Here is a 12,573-nt window from a genome sequence, read left to right as displayed (position 1 = left end):
CCGACGCGACGCCTCACGCACGACCTCTGTCGTCACCTTGTCCGCGGTCGACGCTGTTGTGGTCACTGTCGCTCCTTACGGGTCTGTCGTCATGTGGCCGCGTTGCTTCGGGCCCGCTGTTCGCGCAGCCGTTCGCCGAACTCCTCGGCCATCGACAGCTGGTCGCGCAGGGCCTCGCAGCGCGCGACGATGGCCGCCTCGAAGGCGTCGAGCCTTCCGCTCAGCGCCTCACGCTCCTCCTGGCCGGTTTCGGCGGCGTTGAGCCGATCGAGGGCCTCCAGCAGTTCGCGGGTCTCCTCCAGGCTGAAGTCCAGCGGCTTCGTCCGTTTGACCAGCTGGAGCCGGTCGACGTCCTCCTCGGTGTAGAGGCGAAAGCCCCCACGGGAACGAGCCGAGGGTTCGACCAGGCCGACCTCGCCGTAGTAGCGGATCGTGCGCAGGGACAGACCGGTCCGCTCGGCGACCTCGCCGATCTGCATATGGCCCGCTTCAGGCATCGCGGCACCCCTTCTCGTCGAATCTAACCTAACGTTAGATTCGTTTCCTCGGTGTCGGTTGTCGTGGCGCGCCACGCTAGCGCGTCCGTGTGCGAGGAGGGTGGCATGCCGCGCCAGGTGACCTGTCCAGCGTCGACGGTCCAAAGGTGAAGGCTCCCTACGGGCGCTCCGCGATCTCCGTCCGTGTGGCCGCGTTCCTGCCTCCCAGGGTTCGGCGGCCGAGCGGCCCGTCAGGGGTCGTGTGTGGTGGCACGGGCCGCACCAGGGGTGGAACCGGTCCGCGCCACCACGGGGAGGGGCGATGAGATGAAGGAAGCAGGTCGACCCTCCGCGCATAACCCTACCCTCTCGTGAGAGTAGAGTTATGCGCCGCTCTCCGGGAACAGGTCGAGCCGTGCCCGCCCACCGTCCCCCTCTCCCCGGAGGTCCGCGTCCGAATCGGTATCGTGAAGCGATATCGGGTCTCGATGTCCACAGCGGACGCTCCGCCCCGAAGGAGACGGGCCATGAACCCACCCCCGGACGCCACCAACGGAACTCCCCCGGAGAAGACACGGATGAGCAAGGAGAGCGCGGCGGCCACCACGGCCGTGCGCGGGTCGACCGGTGAGGTGTTCGGCGCCTTCCTGCTGCTGGGACTGACCTCGTTCGGCGGCCCGGTGGCGCACCTGGGCTACTTCCGCGACGCGTTCGTGGTGCGCCGCGGCTGGCTCACCGAGTCCGCCTACGCGGACCTGGTGGCGCTGTGCCAGTTCCTGCCCGGACCGGCCTCCAGCCAGGTCGGCATGGCCATCGGACTGCGCCGGGCCGGGTACGCGGGGATGGTCGCGGCCTGGACCGCCTTCACCCTGCCCTCGGCCGTGCTCCTGGTGGCCTTCGCCCTGGGCGTGCAGGCCGTGGGAGCCCAACCCGGAGCCGGGTGGCTGCTGGGGCTGAAGGCGGCGGCGGTGGCCGTGGTCGCCCACGCCGTGGTGGGCATGGCCCGAAGCCTGGCCTCCGGCAAACGCCAGGCCGCGATCGCGGTGGCCGCGCTGGTGCTGGTCCTGCTCCTGCCCTCGGCCCTGAGCCAGGTCGCGGCGATCCTCGTGGGCGGTGCGCTGGGCCTGTTCTGGCTGCGCGCGACCGCGCCCGCCCCGGACGGCGCGGACGAGGACGGGGTTCCCGTGGGGCGCGCGACCGCGCTGGTGTGCCTGGGGGTGTTCGCCGTCCTGCTGGCGGGCATGCCCGTGCTGGCGGCGCTGACCGCCCATCCCGCCGCGGGGTTGGTCGACGGCTTCTACCGTGCGGGTTCCCTGGTCTTCGGCGGCGGGCACGTCGTGCTGCCGCTGTTGGAGACCGAGGTGGTGGGCTCCGGAGCGGTGGACCACGAGTCGTTCCTGGCGGGCTACGGCGCCGCGCAGGCCGTGCCGGGGCCGCTGTTCACCTTCTCGGCCTACCTGGGCGCGCTGATGCCCGTGGCCGGAAGTTCGCCGTTGGGAGCCGCGATCGCCCTGGTGTCGATCTTCCTGCCCTCGGCGCTGCTGGTCGTGGGCGCCCTGCCGTTCTGGGAACGTCTGCGGACCGCTCCACGCGCGCGGAGCGCCGTCGCGGGGGCCGGTGCGGCGGTGGTGGGGATCCTGGCCGCGGCCCTGTACGACCCGGTCTTCGTCCAGGGCGTGGTCTCTCCCGGCACGATGGCCGTGGCCGCGGTCGCCTTCGTGGCGCTGGCGGTGTGGCGGCTCCCCGCATGGGCGGTCGTCCTGGCGTCCAGCGCGGCCGGGTTCCTGCTCCTGTGAGCGGTCGCGGCGGGGCCGGAGGGCACGGCACGGGTCTCGCTCCGGTCCCGGTCCGTCGGCGGACGGGAACCTCCGGACGCCCGCGCAGACGAGGCCCCACCCGCCACCGCCCGGATCGGCGGAACCGCGGGCGGAGCCTGACATGCCATCCGTCACCGACGCGGCTCGTCACCGGCCGTTCACGGCCCCTCAGACCCTGGCCGGGCGCAGGATCAACCGGTACCGCCGCCGACAACAGCGGCTGCGCCAGAAGTTGCAGGCCAAGGGCACCCGGTCCGCCACGCGCCTACTGAAGAAGCGGCGTCGCCGTGAGGCGCGGCACGCCAAGGATTTCAACCACCGGATCTCGAAACGCATCGTGGCCGAGGCTGAACGCACCTCGCGCGGGATCGCCCTGGAAGAGCTCACGGGCATTCTGCGGAGGGTACGGCAACGCGGGCCCCAACGGGCCACGCTGCGCTCCTGGTCCCTCCACCAACTCGGACGGTTCATCACCTACAAGGCCAAGCGGGCCGGTGTGCCGGTGGTGTCCGTGGACCCGGCGCACTCTTCACGCGAGTGCGCCGAGTGTTCCTACACCGACAAGGCCAACCGGATCTCGCAGGCCTCCTTCATCTGCCGGTCGTGCGGTGTCGTTGCGCACGCGGACCGGAACGCTTCCCGTGTCCTGGCCCGCAGGGGCCGGGGCGTGTGGGATGCGGGGCGGACGTCACACGTCCCACCCGACAACCCCTGACGGAGTTGTCGGGTCAGGCGCGGTGGGCTCCCTCGCACCCAGCGGGGTGGTCCAACCGCACGCTCGGTCGTTCACGGCCGAGAAGCTGACCGGGGATCCGGACGCCCAGCACCTCACGGGCCAGCTCCGCCAGAGCCGCGCGGTCCTGGTCCAGCACCCGCTCACCCGCCTCGGTGGTCCGGTAGACCCTTCGGGTGCGGCCCTCCACCACCTGCTGCCGGGAGACCAGCAGGCCGTCGCTCTCCAGGCGGTGCAGCGTGGGATACAGCGTGCCCGGACTGATGTCGTAACCGTGGGTGGCCAACTCCCGCATCATCCACGCACCGTGGATCTCCTCCTCGGCCGCGTGGTGCAGGATGTGCAGCCGTACCGCGCCACGGACGAACTCGCGCATCGCGCCTCCTCGATCACATCCCTGGAGGCACCCTATGTCACCGAACCGATATCGGTCCCCGACAACCAGGTGTGTGCGGTCTGCCCGGCGACCGCTGGGACGGTCCCGCCCGGCACCGTTGTCGGACGGCGCCCGTCCCGTACCTTCCGGCGGGCCCGGCTGGCGAGCGTCTCGGTGGCGTCGGTGGACCCGCCGAGGATCTGGCCGATCCCCTCGAAGGCCTCCGCCACGGTCTCCCCCGGAACGGACCCGGTCACGTCGTTACCTTCCACGAGCGAGTGCCGTCATGGAGATGACGGGCCCGGACGGGCCGAGGTAACCGGCGAAGGAGAACCCATGAACCTTGCTCTGTGGATCGTCACCGGCCTGCTGGCCGCCGTCTTCCTCCTCGCGGGGGCCACCAAGCTGTTCATCCCCCGGGAGAAGCTGGCCAGGGCCCCTGGCGGGGGATGGGTCGAGGACTTCGGCGCGGGCTTCGTCAAGGCCCTCGGTGCGGTCGAGGTGCTGGGCGCGGTCGGCCTGGTCCTGCCCGCCGTGCTCGGCATCGCGCCGGTCCTGGTGCCGCTGGCGGCCGTCGGACTGATGGTGGTCATGGCCGGTGCGGCGGTCGTGACCTTCCGCCGCGAGGAGCCCCTGCACGCTGTGCTGAACCTGGCCTACCTCGCCCTGGCCGCCTTCGTGGCGTGGGGCCGGTTCGGTCCCGAGTCCTTCGTCGGGTGACCGTGCGGGTCAGGAGAAGAGGGTCCTGTCGAGCATGGCGACGAGCTCCTCGGCGGCGGCGAGCGGGTCGTAGTCGGGGTGGTCCAGGTGCTCGGCCACGATCGCGTCGATGCCGCCGCCGACGATCAACGCCGTGGTGCGCAGGTCCAGGTCCGAGCAGGCCCCGTGCGCCCGCCGCGCGGCGTGCATCAGGTCCGCCAGGGGACGCCAGCGCTCGCTGGAGCGCCGCTCCCCGCCGTCGGACACCGCCGCGATGATCACCCGGGTGTACCCCGGGTGGTCCCGCAGGTAGCCGACCATCGAGCGGACGTAGGCGGCGGGCGCCCGCTCGGGACCGGCGCTCTCGACGGCCTCGCCCACGTGCTCCACCAGGCCCGTGAACGCGCTCTCCCTGGCCGCGCGCACCAGGGCGTCCTTGGAGCGGAAGTGGTACAGCACCGCCGCCTTGGTGATCCCGGCCGCCCCGGCTATGCGGGACAGCGAGGTTCCCGCGTCCCCGTGCTCGGCGATGAGCCGGACCGTCACGTCGATGAGCTGGGCGCGTCGCGCCTGTTCGGTCAGGGTGAGCTCTCCGCTCGCCCCGGAACGGGGGTTCTCTCTTGCCATGACTCCGGAACTTACCGTACGGTCAGCTTATTTACCAATCGGTTAGGGAGAATGGTGGAGAAGAAACGACAGCGGGGCCGGCGGATCCTCCTCGTACTCGGCGTCGTCACCGCCGCGATGCTCGTCGCGGCGGTCGCCCTGCGCACGCCCTCACCGGTGGGGCACTGGCGTTCGGCCGAGGGGTACGACGCGTTCATGGAGGCCTACGAGGCCGCGATGGCGGAGCTGCCCCGGCCGGACGCCGAGGTCGACGTGCGCACGGACCACGGGGTCGTGCGGATGTACCGCTTCGAGGGAACGGGCGATGCACGGAGTCCGCTGGTGCTCCTGCCCGGGCGCGCGTCGGCCTCGCCGGTCTGGGCGGACAACCTGCCGTCCCTGCTGGAGGTGGGGGACGTCTACACGGTCGACCTGCTGGGAGAGCCGGGCCTGAGCGTGCAGGCCAGGCCCATCGAGGACGACGAGGACCAGGCGGAGTGGCTGCACCAGGCCCTCGGCGGTCTGCCAGAGGAGGAGTTCCACCTGGTGGGGCTCTCGATCGGCGGTTGGACGGCGGCCAACCTCGCCACGCGCGAACCCTCGCTCCTCGCCACCGTGACGCTGGTCGACCCGGTGTTCGTCCTCGACGACATGCCCCTGGAGACGGTCATGCGCTCCCTGCCCGCCTCGCTGCCCTGGCTGCCGCGCTCCTGGCGGGACGGGTTCAACTCCTGGACGGCGGGCGGCGCGCCGGTGGAGGACGTGCCGGTCGCGGACATGATCGAGTCCGGCATGCAGAACTACGCGCTCAAGCTGCCCCAGCCCGGCAGGATCAGCGAGGAGGCGCTCGCGGACCTGGACATGCCCGTGCTGGCGGTCGTCGCAGGGGAGTCGGTGATGCACGATCCGGATGCCGCGGTCGCGACCGCCGAGCGCGCGCTGGGCCCCGGGGCGGTGGAGGTCTACCCCGACGCCTCGCACGCGGTCAACGGCGAGTACCCGGAGGAGTTGGCCGCCGACATCGCGGCCTTCCTGGCCGAGGCCGACCGCGCCTGAGGGGGTGTGCGCCCCGAAGGCCGTGCCGGGTGCCCGGCCGGGGACGGACCGTGCGCTCCACCCCGACCCGTCCGTCCTTTCCACGCCCCCGAGTCACGAGGGAAGGACCGCGCGCCCGGGCCCCACACGCCCGCGACCGGGGCGGACCGGAACCGGGGGCTCAGGAGGTCGTGTACAGGGCGAGGGCGAAGACCCCGGTCACCCACGTCCACAGAAGGCAGAACCCCGCGTGGGCGAGGGTGCGCGGGGGATCGCCCCGCCACAGGGCGGGGGAGAAGTACGTGAACTGGAACAGCCAGCGCAGGAACCAGAACAGGGCCTCGGCGCACAGCAGGGCCCGGGCCAGACGTCCACCCGCCAGCAGTTCCGGCGCCAGCAGCAGCGGCAGCGCGCCCAGCAGCACACAGGTCGTACCGACGAAGAAGAAGTGCGCCCCCGCCACCTGCCGGGGCAGCGGCGCCATCCGGGAGACCTCGGCGGGCCAGTCGATGAACCGGGGCAGCACCACGTGGAAGACGCCGAGCACCACCAACACCGCCCCCACCAGACGCAGTTGCCCCTGGACCGAGAACAGCCAGGCGGTCACCGCTCCGGCCTCACCATGACGAACACCGTGACGAACCCGCCCAGGCGCTGCTCGGACGCCCGGCGCAGACCGGCGCCCCGCGCCGCCCGCAACCACCGCGAACGCGGCATGAAGTGCGCCGCCCCGGGCCCGAAGACCGCGATGTTGGCGGCGTCCCGGCAGTGCTCGACCAGGACCAGCGCGCCGCCGGGGCGCAGGACCCGCGCCACCTCCCCGAACACCGCGTCCCGATCGGCCGCGGCACGCAACTCGTGCAGCGCGAAGGGGGCGATGACGGTGTCCACCGAGGCGTCCGCGGCGGGCAGCGCGTCCGCCGTACACGCCACCGATCCGGGCCGGGGGGCGACCCTGCGGCGTGCCCGCCGCAACGACGACTCCACGACCGGCAGCGCGTCGTACAGGTCGGCGACGGTCTGTTCGGCGTCGGGGTGCAGAGCTCCGATCACGGCGCTCGCCTCGTCCAGACCGGACGAGACCACCAGGTGCCGGCCAGGGTGGGAGGGCCTCCCCGCCCTGGCCAGGGCCGGTGCCAGCCAGTCCCAGCCGTGCAGCGGCGAGCGGTCGTAGACGGTGTGGGACGCCACCAGGGACGCCACGGTCCACCACGCCCCGGAGGCCCCGGCCGTCCACGCGGCCGCGCGTGCGGTCCCGCGCAGCCGCGACCCCGCCAGGGCTCCGCCGACGGCCACCGCGGCGCCCGCCAGGTACAGGGGCCAGTTGTAGGCGACCACGTGTCGCGCCCCGGACGGGCTCCGACGACGGCTCATCCCCTCCTCCCCGCCGGTGTCATCAGCACACCGCGGTGCCATCCGTAGTCCACGCCCGCCACGTGGAAGGCGTTGGCGAGGACAGGCCGGGTGCCCCGGAAGGGCCCGTGGCGGAAGAAGGTCAGCCGTTCCACGTCCACCGCCACCGGGCGCGGCTCCCAACTCGTCCGCAGCGCCTTGACCACCAGCACGTCGCCGCTGCGCTCGTCGTGTTCGAAGGTGTGGGGCAGCGGTCCGGCGAAGCGCCGCGCGTCCCGTTCGGTGGCGAACGGGGAACCCCCGGGCAGGGGCGCGCCGGGCCCGCCCAGGGCCGCGCTGACCCTCAGGTCGGCCCGGCCGTCCTCGGAGCGCACCGCGAAGTCCAGACGGTCACCCATCCTGCGCGCCCCGAGCACGGCGCGTTCGTACCGGTAGCGCGACAGCACCGTGCCCACGGCGGCCAGCGCCGCACTCGACGTCTGGCTCCGTAGGACGCGCAACCCCCGCAGGGTGCGCGTACCACCCTCGGTCCTGACGCGGTCCACCGACAGCCGGGCGAAGACGCGGTAGCCGGTCATCACCTGCTCCAGGCCCAGCCAAGGGGGGAGGAAGGCCGGACGCAGGCCCCGCAGCGCCACCGCCGCGACCGCGGCGAACCCGTGTTCGGTTCCGTCGGGCGCGCGGTAGGTGTCCAGTTCCAGCCCGGGGGAGAGCAGGGGGCGCAGGACCTCCGGAGGAAAGGCGTAGGTGAGCACCAGCGAGTCGGTGAAGTGCGCGCGCATCGGTAGCGGATGTTCCTGGAGCCTCAACGTGTGCCTCCGATGGTCGTGACGTACAGACTCCCCCACAGGGGGCAGCGTTCCTCGGCCGCGCGCACGGCGGCGGTCGTGCCACCCGTCCCTCCCACACTGCGCAGAACGGCGGTGCCGCCCGGGCGTACCGCCCGCTCGACGGCGGTACGCAGCCGCCGCCGGTAGGCGGGTCCGGGACCGTCCAGGACGTTGGACAGGGTCACCGCGTCGTAGGCCCCGGCCGGTACCGCCTCCAGGTGCTCGGCGACGTCGCCGAGCACGAACCGCACCGTCCCGGGGAGGTCCGGGGCCTTCGCCCGCGGCTTCGGCGCCCGACCGGCCAGCAGTCCCGCGAGCAGGGGGTTGTCGGCGTTCGGGTGGCGTGCGACGACGCGGGCGACACGGGTCCGCAGTTCCGTGTCGAAACGGGCCGGAACGACGTGGCGAAACCCCGGGGCCAGAGCCGCGGCGAGTACCCCGACCGGCCTGAGCGCCATCCCCATGAGCAGGCGCAGCCCGGGGCCGTCGAGCCGCGTGCGCCACCACCGGGACTGGGTACACGGGTCGTCCAGGTCGAGGAACTCGTGGAGGGCGGGGGCACGCCATCCGGGAAGGGCGGCGGCGGTGGCACGGCGCGCCGCCGCGAGCATCAGCTCGGCGCTCCCGGGGGCGGCGGGCGCGCCTTCGTCGACGCGGGCGCGCGCGTAGGCGAGCTGTACGGGGTTGACGTCGACCGCGGTCACGTCGTACCCGGCGCGGGCCAGGGCCGCGGCGGTGTCCCCGGCCGAGGCGACACACAGCACCCGGGCGGGGGCGGCGGGAAAGGCCCGCGCCTCCACACGCGGATCCTCGTACATGCGGCCGAACAGCAGTCGGGGCCCGTGCCCCGGAAGGGCCAGGACGCGTCCGGCGGTCCACGGGTTGTCCGTCATCCCCGGGCCTCGGCGTGCCGTCCGGCGACGACCCAGGCCAGCGCGACGACCGCCAGGTTGGCGGTCAGCATCCTCCCCGGTTCGTCGATGTTGCCGGGGGAGACCAGCAGTCCGCCGAGGTTGAACACCCCGATCAGCGCCGTCTGGACGGCCGCCGCCNGTACGGCCAGCGGCCGGACAGCACCCACAGGCCGATCGCGGCCTCCGCCAGACCGATCCCCACCAGGACCGGACCGACCAGGGAGTCGGGCAGCAGCGGCAGGTCCGCGACGATCGCCCTGTGGTCGGCGCGTCCCGGCCAGACCTTGCACCACAGGCCCTCGTAGAACCAGACCAGGGAGACGGCGGCCGCTGGGACGAGGGTGCGCGCGGCCCTTGGGGGGAGGGGCATAGCGCTCATCCAACCACCCTCTCCCCGCATGCCGTCCCCGGGGTCGTCACCGCGCGGAACGGGCGATCCCGGCCCCGTGCGACCTGGGACGTCAACGGACTTCCGCTGGACGGAAGCTCCACGTCCACGCGCTGGCCCGCCGCGAACACGTCCACGCCGCCCTGACCGGCGGCAGACCTTCCAGTCCGCCGCCGGTGTGGGCCTGGCCGACTTCCGGCACGAGGAGCCGTTCCGTCCAAGGCGCGCCGCAGCACCAGGTCGTCCAGGAGTTCGGCGCGCCACCAGCTCCCGGCCCGGTGGAGTCCCGGTCCGCTCGCCGTCCTCGGCTCCATCGTCCCCTGGAGCTCCTTCTCTTCCGGGTGGGGGCGTGCCGTTATGCGCGGGTGGTCCGGGCGGAGGGGAAATCACTTCTGGTGCGGCCGGGGAGGGTGATGCACCGATGTGGTCGGACCCGCTGCGTGGAAGAGGGGTCCGCCGGGTGCGTTCCGGGATCAGCGCTGCTCTCCGCATGGCAAGGACGCCGTTTCGCCTGGCGCCCCCACCGTGGTTCGTGATGATCCGTGCGGCAGAGTGAGGGCATGTCCACATACGAGACGATGCCGTTCCACCTGGAGACCGAGCGGCTGGTACTGCGGCCCTGGGCCGAGTCGGACGCCGCTGAACTCCGTGCCCTCGTCGCCGAACGCGGCAAGGGAGCCCCCACGGTCGAGCACACCCGAGAGGGCATCGCGAAGCAGCTTGCCGCGACGGCGACGACGGGGATCGCCCTGCTGCCCGTCCAGCGCCGCGACGAAGGCGACTTCATCGGCTACTGCGGGCTGGTCATCGGCCGCGCCACCGTGGAGGAGCCCGAAATCGCCTATGAGCTGTTCCAGCGCGCGCACGGGCGCGGCTACGCCACCGAGGCGGCCAGCGCGGTGCTCGGCGCCGCCGCGGCGACCGGGCGGAGAAGGCTCTGGTCGACCGTCGGCACATGGAACACACCGTCGATCCGTGTCCTGGAGAAGCTCGGGTTCGAGCGGGACCACGTTTCCACGGAGGACAACGGTGAGGTGGTGTGGTTCACGCGTTCGCTGCCGTGACGCGGGATCGCGTCCCGAGTCCTCCCGCGCACGTGATCGAGTGCGATCGAACGGGGTGGGGCGCCCCCGAACCGGTCGCAGGATCCGGTGCCACGCCTCCGCCCAGGCGGCGCTACAGTTTCCCGCATGGGCGGGCACACTTCCACGCGGCGACAGCGCACCCTCGCGGTGCCGCTGATCTTCCTGGTGGTCATGTGCTTCCTGTGCGCCCTGTGCCACAGCGCCGCGCCGCAGCCCGCGGCCTTCCCCTCCGAGGCCGTCTCCTCCGCGGCGGTCGACTGCCCGGAACAGGTGGAGGAGTTCTCCGCGGTCTCGGCCGACGCCCCCGTGCAGGGCCCCGCGCACCCGTGCGAGGCGACCGAGGGGCACGGGCTGCCCACCGCGTCGCCCCTGTTCCTCGTCGCCCTCGGCGTCGTCCTCGTCCTCGCGCTGCTGCTGGCCCCACGGCCCGGCCCGGCACCGCGCCCCATCCGCCACAACCCGGCAGCCCCCCACGGATACGGGCTGCTCACACTGCTCTGCGTCCAACGGGTCTAGAACACGGTCACCCGCCGCGCCCACCGGGTGCGGCCACCCTCACGTGACCGTTTTCCGGGCGTGCTCCGACACGCCCCGTACCCCAGGACATTCCACATGAGCAAGAACCTCGGCATCACCCTCGGCCTCATCATGGTCGCCGTCATCGGCCTCGGGCTCCTCGTCACTCTCAACGGCCCCGGCACCACCACCCCGACCGCGCGGGGCAACCCCGGCGACCCGGGATCCACGACCCCGCCCACCGCGCCCGCCGAACTGCTGGTACGCGAGGACAGCCGCCACCTCGACCGGGTGGAGGAGGCCCCGGTGACGGTCGTGGAGTTCCTCGACTTCGAGTGCGAGGCCTGCCGCGCCCAGTTCCCCGTCATGGAACGGATCCGCGAGGACTACGAGGGGCGGATCAACATGGTCGTCCGCTACTTCCCCATGCCCGGGCACACCAACGCCGAGCCCGCCGCCGCTGCCGTGGAGGCCGCCGCGCGGCAGGGAGCGTTGGAGGAGATGTACACCAGGATGTACGAGACCCAGGCCGAGTGGGGTGAGTCCCAGGAGTCCAAGGCCGAGGTGTTCGTCGGTTTCGCCGAGGAGCTGGGGCTGGACGTGGACGAGTTCGTCGAGACCATGGAGTCCCCCGAAACCCTGGAGCGGGTGCGTTCCGACGTCCAGGACGGTCTCGCCCTCGGAGTGCGGGGCACCCCGACCATCTTCGTCAACGGCCGCCCGACCCCGAGCATGCCCAGCCACGAGGTGCTCTCGGCGATGATCGACGCGGAGCTGGAGGGATGAGCGCCCCCACCGCGTCCCGCCGCGCGGAGGCGTCCCCGCCCGGGGCCGAGGTGCCCGTCATCAGCCGGGCCCTGCCCTGGCTGCTCGCCCTGGGCGGCGCCGTCGGGCTCCTCGCGTCGACGGCCCTGCTGGTGGAGAAGGTCCGGGTACTGGCCGACCCCGAGCACGTGCCCGCGTGCAGCCTCAACCCGGTGCTCTCCTGCGGTACCGTCATGGCCACCCCGCAGGCAGCGGTCCTCGGGGTCCCGAACCCGGTCATCGGTGTCGCCTGCTTCGCCGTGGTCACCACCGTGGGCATGGCGTTGCTCGCCGGAGCGCGCTTCGACCGCTGGTTCTGGCTCGGCCTCCAGGCGGGTGTGCTGTTCGGGGCGCTCTTCGTGCACTGGCTGATCTTCCAGAGCCTGTACCGCATCGGCGCGCTGTGCCCGTACTGCGTGGTCGTGTGGGCGGTGACGGTCCCGCTCTTCTGGTACGTCACCCTGCACGACGTGCGCTCCGGGCACCTGCCGACGCCTCGGTGGGCCAGGACGTCCATCGGCCTGCTGGCCCGCAACCACACCGTCGTGCTCACCGTGTGGGCGCTGGTGATCCTCGGCGCGGTCGGCCAGGCGTTCTGGTTCTACTGGTCGACCCTGCTGTAGGGCCGCCGCTCCCCGGCCCGGACGCGGTGTCGTCCCGGCGGAACCAGGTCCCGCAGGCTCGGAGAGCGGCACCTCGCCTCGCTCCCGGTGGTCGGCACGCCGTCGTGGACGGTGCGCCGACCACCGCGGCGGCCTGACTCGGCGAAGACGATGGCCTCGTCCATGTGAAACCCAGGACCGGGACGAAGACGGGGACGAGGCCGATCGGACCGTCGCGTCCGGTCAGTGGGGCGAGGGCTGGGACGCGGGCCCGGCCCGCACGTGCGCACGCACCCCCTGCGGGTCGAACAGGATGAGGAGTTCGACCGTGCCGCCGTC

The 12,573-nt window shown here is 72.7% G+C and carries 18 protein-coding genes and 1 pseudogene; 8 read left to right on the top strand and 11 right to left on the bottom strand.

Annotated features, from left to right (window positions below; genetic code table 11):
• Positions 1 to 89 precede the first annotated feature (89 nt).
• A complete protein-coding gene (locus D455_RS0102650; protein ID WP_026122250.1) occupies positions 90 to 497 on the bottom strand; it encodes a MerR family transcriptional regulator in 408 nt (135 codons plus the stop codon).
• A 557-nt stretch (positions 498 to 1,054) separates the two neighbouring features.
• On the opposite strand from D455_RS0102650, the gene chrA reads away from it, so the two are divergent.
• Together chrA and D455_RS0102640 are read left to right on the top strand one after the other, a co-directional pair.
• On the top strand, positions 1,055 to 2,272 hold the full coding sequence (gene chrA, locus D455_RS0102645; protein ID WP_017569219.1) for a chromate efflux transporter: 1,218 nt from the start codon (positions 1,055 to 1,057) through the stop codon (positions 2,270 to 2,272).
• 190 nt (positions 2,273 to 2,462) lie between these two features.
• Positions 2,463 to 3,008, top strand: a pseudogene (locus D455_RS0102640) (RNA-guided endonuclease TnpB family protein); the annotation flags it as partial.
• 13 nt (positions 3,009 to 3,021) lie between these two features.
• Here the strand turns inward: D455_RS0102640 and D455_RS29000 are convergent.
• Together D455_RS29000 and D455_RS35035 are read right to left on the bottom strand one after the other, a co-directional pair.
• The gene (locus tag D455_RS29000) at positions 3,022 to 3,402 is read right to left on the bottom strand and encodes a PadR family transcriptional regulator (RefSeq protein WP_017569217.1); all 381 of its coding nucleotides are present in this window, start codon (positions 3,400 to 3,402) and stop codon (positions 3,022 to 3,024) included.
• 32 nt (positions 3,403 to 3,434) lie between these two features.
• Positions 3,435 to 3,659 (bottom strand): hypothetical protein, encoded by a 225-nt coding sequence (locus D455_RS35035; protein ID WP_017569216.1) that lies wholly within the window; start codon positions 3,657 to 3,659, stop codon positions 3,435 to 3,437.
• A gap of 79 nt (positions 3,660 to 3,738) precedes the next feature.
• Here D455_RS35035 and D455_RS0102625 point away from each other — a divergent pair, with 79 nt between their 5' ends.
• Positions 3,739 to 4,122: a DoxX family protein gene (locus D455_RS0102625; protein ID WP_017569215.1), complete on the top strand. Its 384-nt coding sequence runs from the start codon at positions 3,739 to 3,741 to the stop codon at positions 4,120 to 4,122.
• A gap of 9 nt (positions 4,123 to 4,131) precedes the next feature.
• Here D455_RS0102625 and D455_RS0102620 read toward each other — a convergent pair whose 3' ends face one another.
• Positions 4,132 to 4,728: a TetR/AcrR family transcriptional regulator gene (locus tag D455_RS0102620; protein ID WP_017569214.1), complete on the bottom strand. Its 597-nt coding sequence runs from the start codon at positions 4,726 to 4,728 to the stop codon at positions 4,132 to 4,134.
• A gap of 54 nt (positions 4,729 to 4,782) precedes the next feature.
• Here D455_RS0102620 and D455_RS0102615 point away from each other — a divergent pair, with 54 nt between their 5' ends.
• Positions 4,783 to 5,763: an alpha/beta fold hydrolase gene (locus D455_RS0102615; protein ID WP_017569213.1), complete on the top strand. Its 981-nt coding sequence runs from the start codon at positions 4,783 to 4,785 to the stop codon at positions 5,761 to 5,763.
• Positions 5,764 to 5,923: 160 nt separating this feature from the next.
• Here the strand turns inward: D455_RS0102615 and D455_RS0102610 are convergent, their stop codons facing one another.
• From D455_RS0102610 to D455_RS28995, 6 genes are read right to left on the bottom strand one after another with little or no spacing between them, the layout of a single operon-like run.
• Positions 5,924 to 6,349 (bottom strand): hypothetical protein, encoded by a 426-nt coding sequence (locus D455_RS0102610; protein ID WP_017569212.1) that lies wholly within the window; start codon positions 6,347 to 6,349, stop codon positions 5,924 to 5,926.
• Positions 6,346 to 7,116: a class I SAM-dependent methyltransferase gene (locus tag D455_RS0102605; protein WP_241480143.1), complete on the bottom strand. Its 771-nt coding sequence runs from the start codon at positions 7,114 to 7,116 to the stop codon at positions 6,346 to 6,348. The genes D455_RS0102610 and D455_RS0102605 overlap by 4 nt, the downstream gene beginning before the upstream one ends.
• Positions 7,113 to 7,877, bottom strand: coding sequence for a DUF2071 domain-containing protein (locus tag D455_RS0102600; protein WP_017569210.1), 765 nt, complete (start codon positions 7,875 to 7,877; stop codon positions 7,113 to 7,115). Before D455_RS0102600 ends, D455_RS0102605 begins: the two co-directional genes overlap by 4 nt.
• A 23-nt stretch (positions 7,878 to 7,900) precedes the next feature.
• Entirely contained in the window at positions 7,901 to 8,818 is a 918-nt protein-coding gene (locus tag D455_RS0102595; RefSeq protein WP_017569209.1) for a class I SAM-dependent methyltransferase, read from the bottom strand.
• On the bottom strand, positions 8,815 to 8,946 hold the full coding sequence (locus D455_RS35785; protein ID WP_275040869.1) for a hypothetical protein: 132 nt from the start codon (positions 8,944 to 8,946) through the stop codon (positions 8,815 to 8,817). The genes D455_RS0102595 and D455_RS35785 overlap by 4 nt, the downstream gene beginning before the upstream one ends.
• Positions 8,947 to 8,951: 5 nt before the next feature.
• Positions 8,952 to 9,209 (bottom strand): DoxX-like family protein, encoded by a 258-nt coding sequence (locus D455_RS28995; protein ID WP_017569207.1) that lies wholly within the window; start codon positions 9,207 to 9,209, stop codon positions 8,952 to 8,954.
• A gap of 578 nt (positions 9,210 to 9,787) precedes the next feature.
• On the opposite strand from D455_RS28995, the gene D455_RS0102585 reads away from it, so the two are divergent.
• From D455_RS0102585 to D455_RS0102570, 4 genes are all read left to right on the top strand, one after another.
• The gene (locus D455_RS0102585; RefSeq protein WP_017569206.1) at positions 9,788 to 10,291 is read left to right on the top strand and encodes a GNAT family N-acetyltransferase; all 504 of its coding nucleotides are present in this window, start codon (positions 9,788 to 9,790) and stop codon (positions 10,289 to 10,291) included.
• A gap of 126 nt (positions 10,292 to 10,417) precedes the next feature.
• Complete coding sequence (locus D455_RS0102580) at positions 10,418 to 10,828, top strand: hypothetical protein (protein ID WP_026122248.1); 411 nt, start codon at positions 10,418 to 10,420, stop codon at positions 10,826 to 10,828.
• A gap of 96 nt (positions 10,829 to 10,924) precedes the next feature.
• The gene (locus D455_RS0102575) at positions 10,925 to 11,614 is read left to right on the top strand and encodes a DsbA family protein (RefSeq protein WP_017569204.1); all 690 of its coding nucleotides are present in this window, start codon (positions 10,925 to 10,927) and stop codon (positions 11,612 to 11,614) included.
• On the top strand, positions 11,611 to 12,255 hold the full coding sequence (locus tag D455_RS0102570; RefSeq protein ID WP_017569203.1) for a vitamin K epoxide reductase family protein: 645 nt from the start codon (positions 11,611 to 11,613) through the stop codon (positions 12,253 to 12,255). The genes D455_RS0102575 and D455_RS0102570 overlap by 4 nt, the downstream gene beginning before the upstream one ends.
• Here D455_RS0102570 and D455_RS0102565 read toward each other — a convergent pair.
• Positions 12,234 to 12,419: a hypothetical protein gene (locus D455_RS0102565; RefSeq protein ID WP_026122247.1), complete on the bottom strand. Its 186-nt coding sequence runs from the start codon at positions 12,417 to 12,419 to the stop codon at positions 12,234 to 12,236. The two genes, D455_RS0102570 and D455_RS0102565, sit on opposite strands and share 22 nt — an antisense overlap.
• Between the last annotated feature and the right edge of the window lie 154 nt (positions 12,420 to 12,573).

The sequence above is a fragment of the Nocardiopsis halotolerans DSM 44410 genome (assembly GCF_000341065.1).
Taxonomy (GTDB): Bacteria; Actinomycetota; Actinomycetes; order Streptosporangiales; family Streptosporangiaceae; genus Nocardiopsis; species Nocardiopsis halotolerans.
Note: the sequence above shows the minus strand (reverse complement) of the source record. Positions and strands in the feature narration are given on the sequence as shown.

Coding starts and splice junctions, on each gene's coding strand:
- chrA (WP_017569219.1), top strand. CDS start 1,055: ATGAGCAAGGAGAGCGCGGCGGCCACCACGGCCGTGCGCGGGTCGACC.
- D455_RS0102565 (WP_026122247.1), bottom strand. CDS start 12,419: ATGGACGAGGCCATCGTCTTCGCCGAGTCAGGCCGCCGCGGTGGTCGG.
- D455_RS0102620 (WP_017569214.1), bottom strand. CDS start 4,728: ATGGCAAGAGAGAACCCCCGTTCCGGGGCGAGCGGAGAGCTCACCCTG.
- D455_RS0102575 (WP_017569204.1), top strand. CDS start 10,925: ATGAGCAAGAACCTCGGCATCACCCTCGGCCTCATCATGGTCGCCGTC.
- D455_RS0102600 (WP_017569210.1), bottom strand. CDS start 7,877: ATGCGCGCGCACTTCACCGACTCGCTGGTGCTCACCTACGCCTTTCCT.
- D455_RS0102625 (WP_017569215.1), top strand. CDS start 3,739: ATGAACCTTGCTCTGTGGATCGTCACCGGCCTGCTGGCCGCCGTCTTC.
- D455_RS0102580 (WP_026122248.1), top strand. CDS start 10,418: ATGGGCGGGCACACTTCCACGCGGCGACAGCGCACCCTCGCGGTGCCG.
- D455_RS0102570 (WP_017569203.1), top strand. CDS start 11,611: ATGAGCGCCCCCACCGCGTCCCGCCGCGCGGAGGCGTCCCCGCCCGGG.
- D455_RS0102605 (WP_241480143.1), bottom strand. CDS start 7,116: ATGAGCCGTCGTCGGAGCCCGTCCGGGGCGCGACACGTGGTCGCCTAC.
- D455_RS0102585 (WP_017569206.1), top strand. CDS start 9,788: ATGTCCACATACGAGACGATGCCGTTCCACCTGGAGACCGAGCGGCTG.
- D455_RS0102595 (WP_017569209.1), bottom strand. CDS start 8,818: ATGACGGACAACCCGTGGACCGCCGGACGCGTCCTGGCCCTTCCGGGG.
- D455_RS29000 (WP_017569217.1), bottom strand. CDS start 3,402: ATGCGCGAGTTCGTCCGTGGCGCGGTACGGCTGCACATCCTGCACCAC.
- D455_RS0102650 (WP_026122250.1), bottom strand. CDS start 497: ATGCCTGAAGCGGGCCATATGCAGATCGGCGAGGTCGCCGAGCGGACC.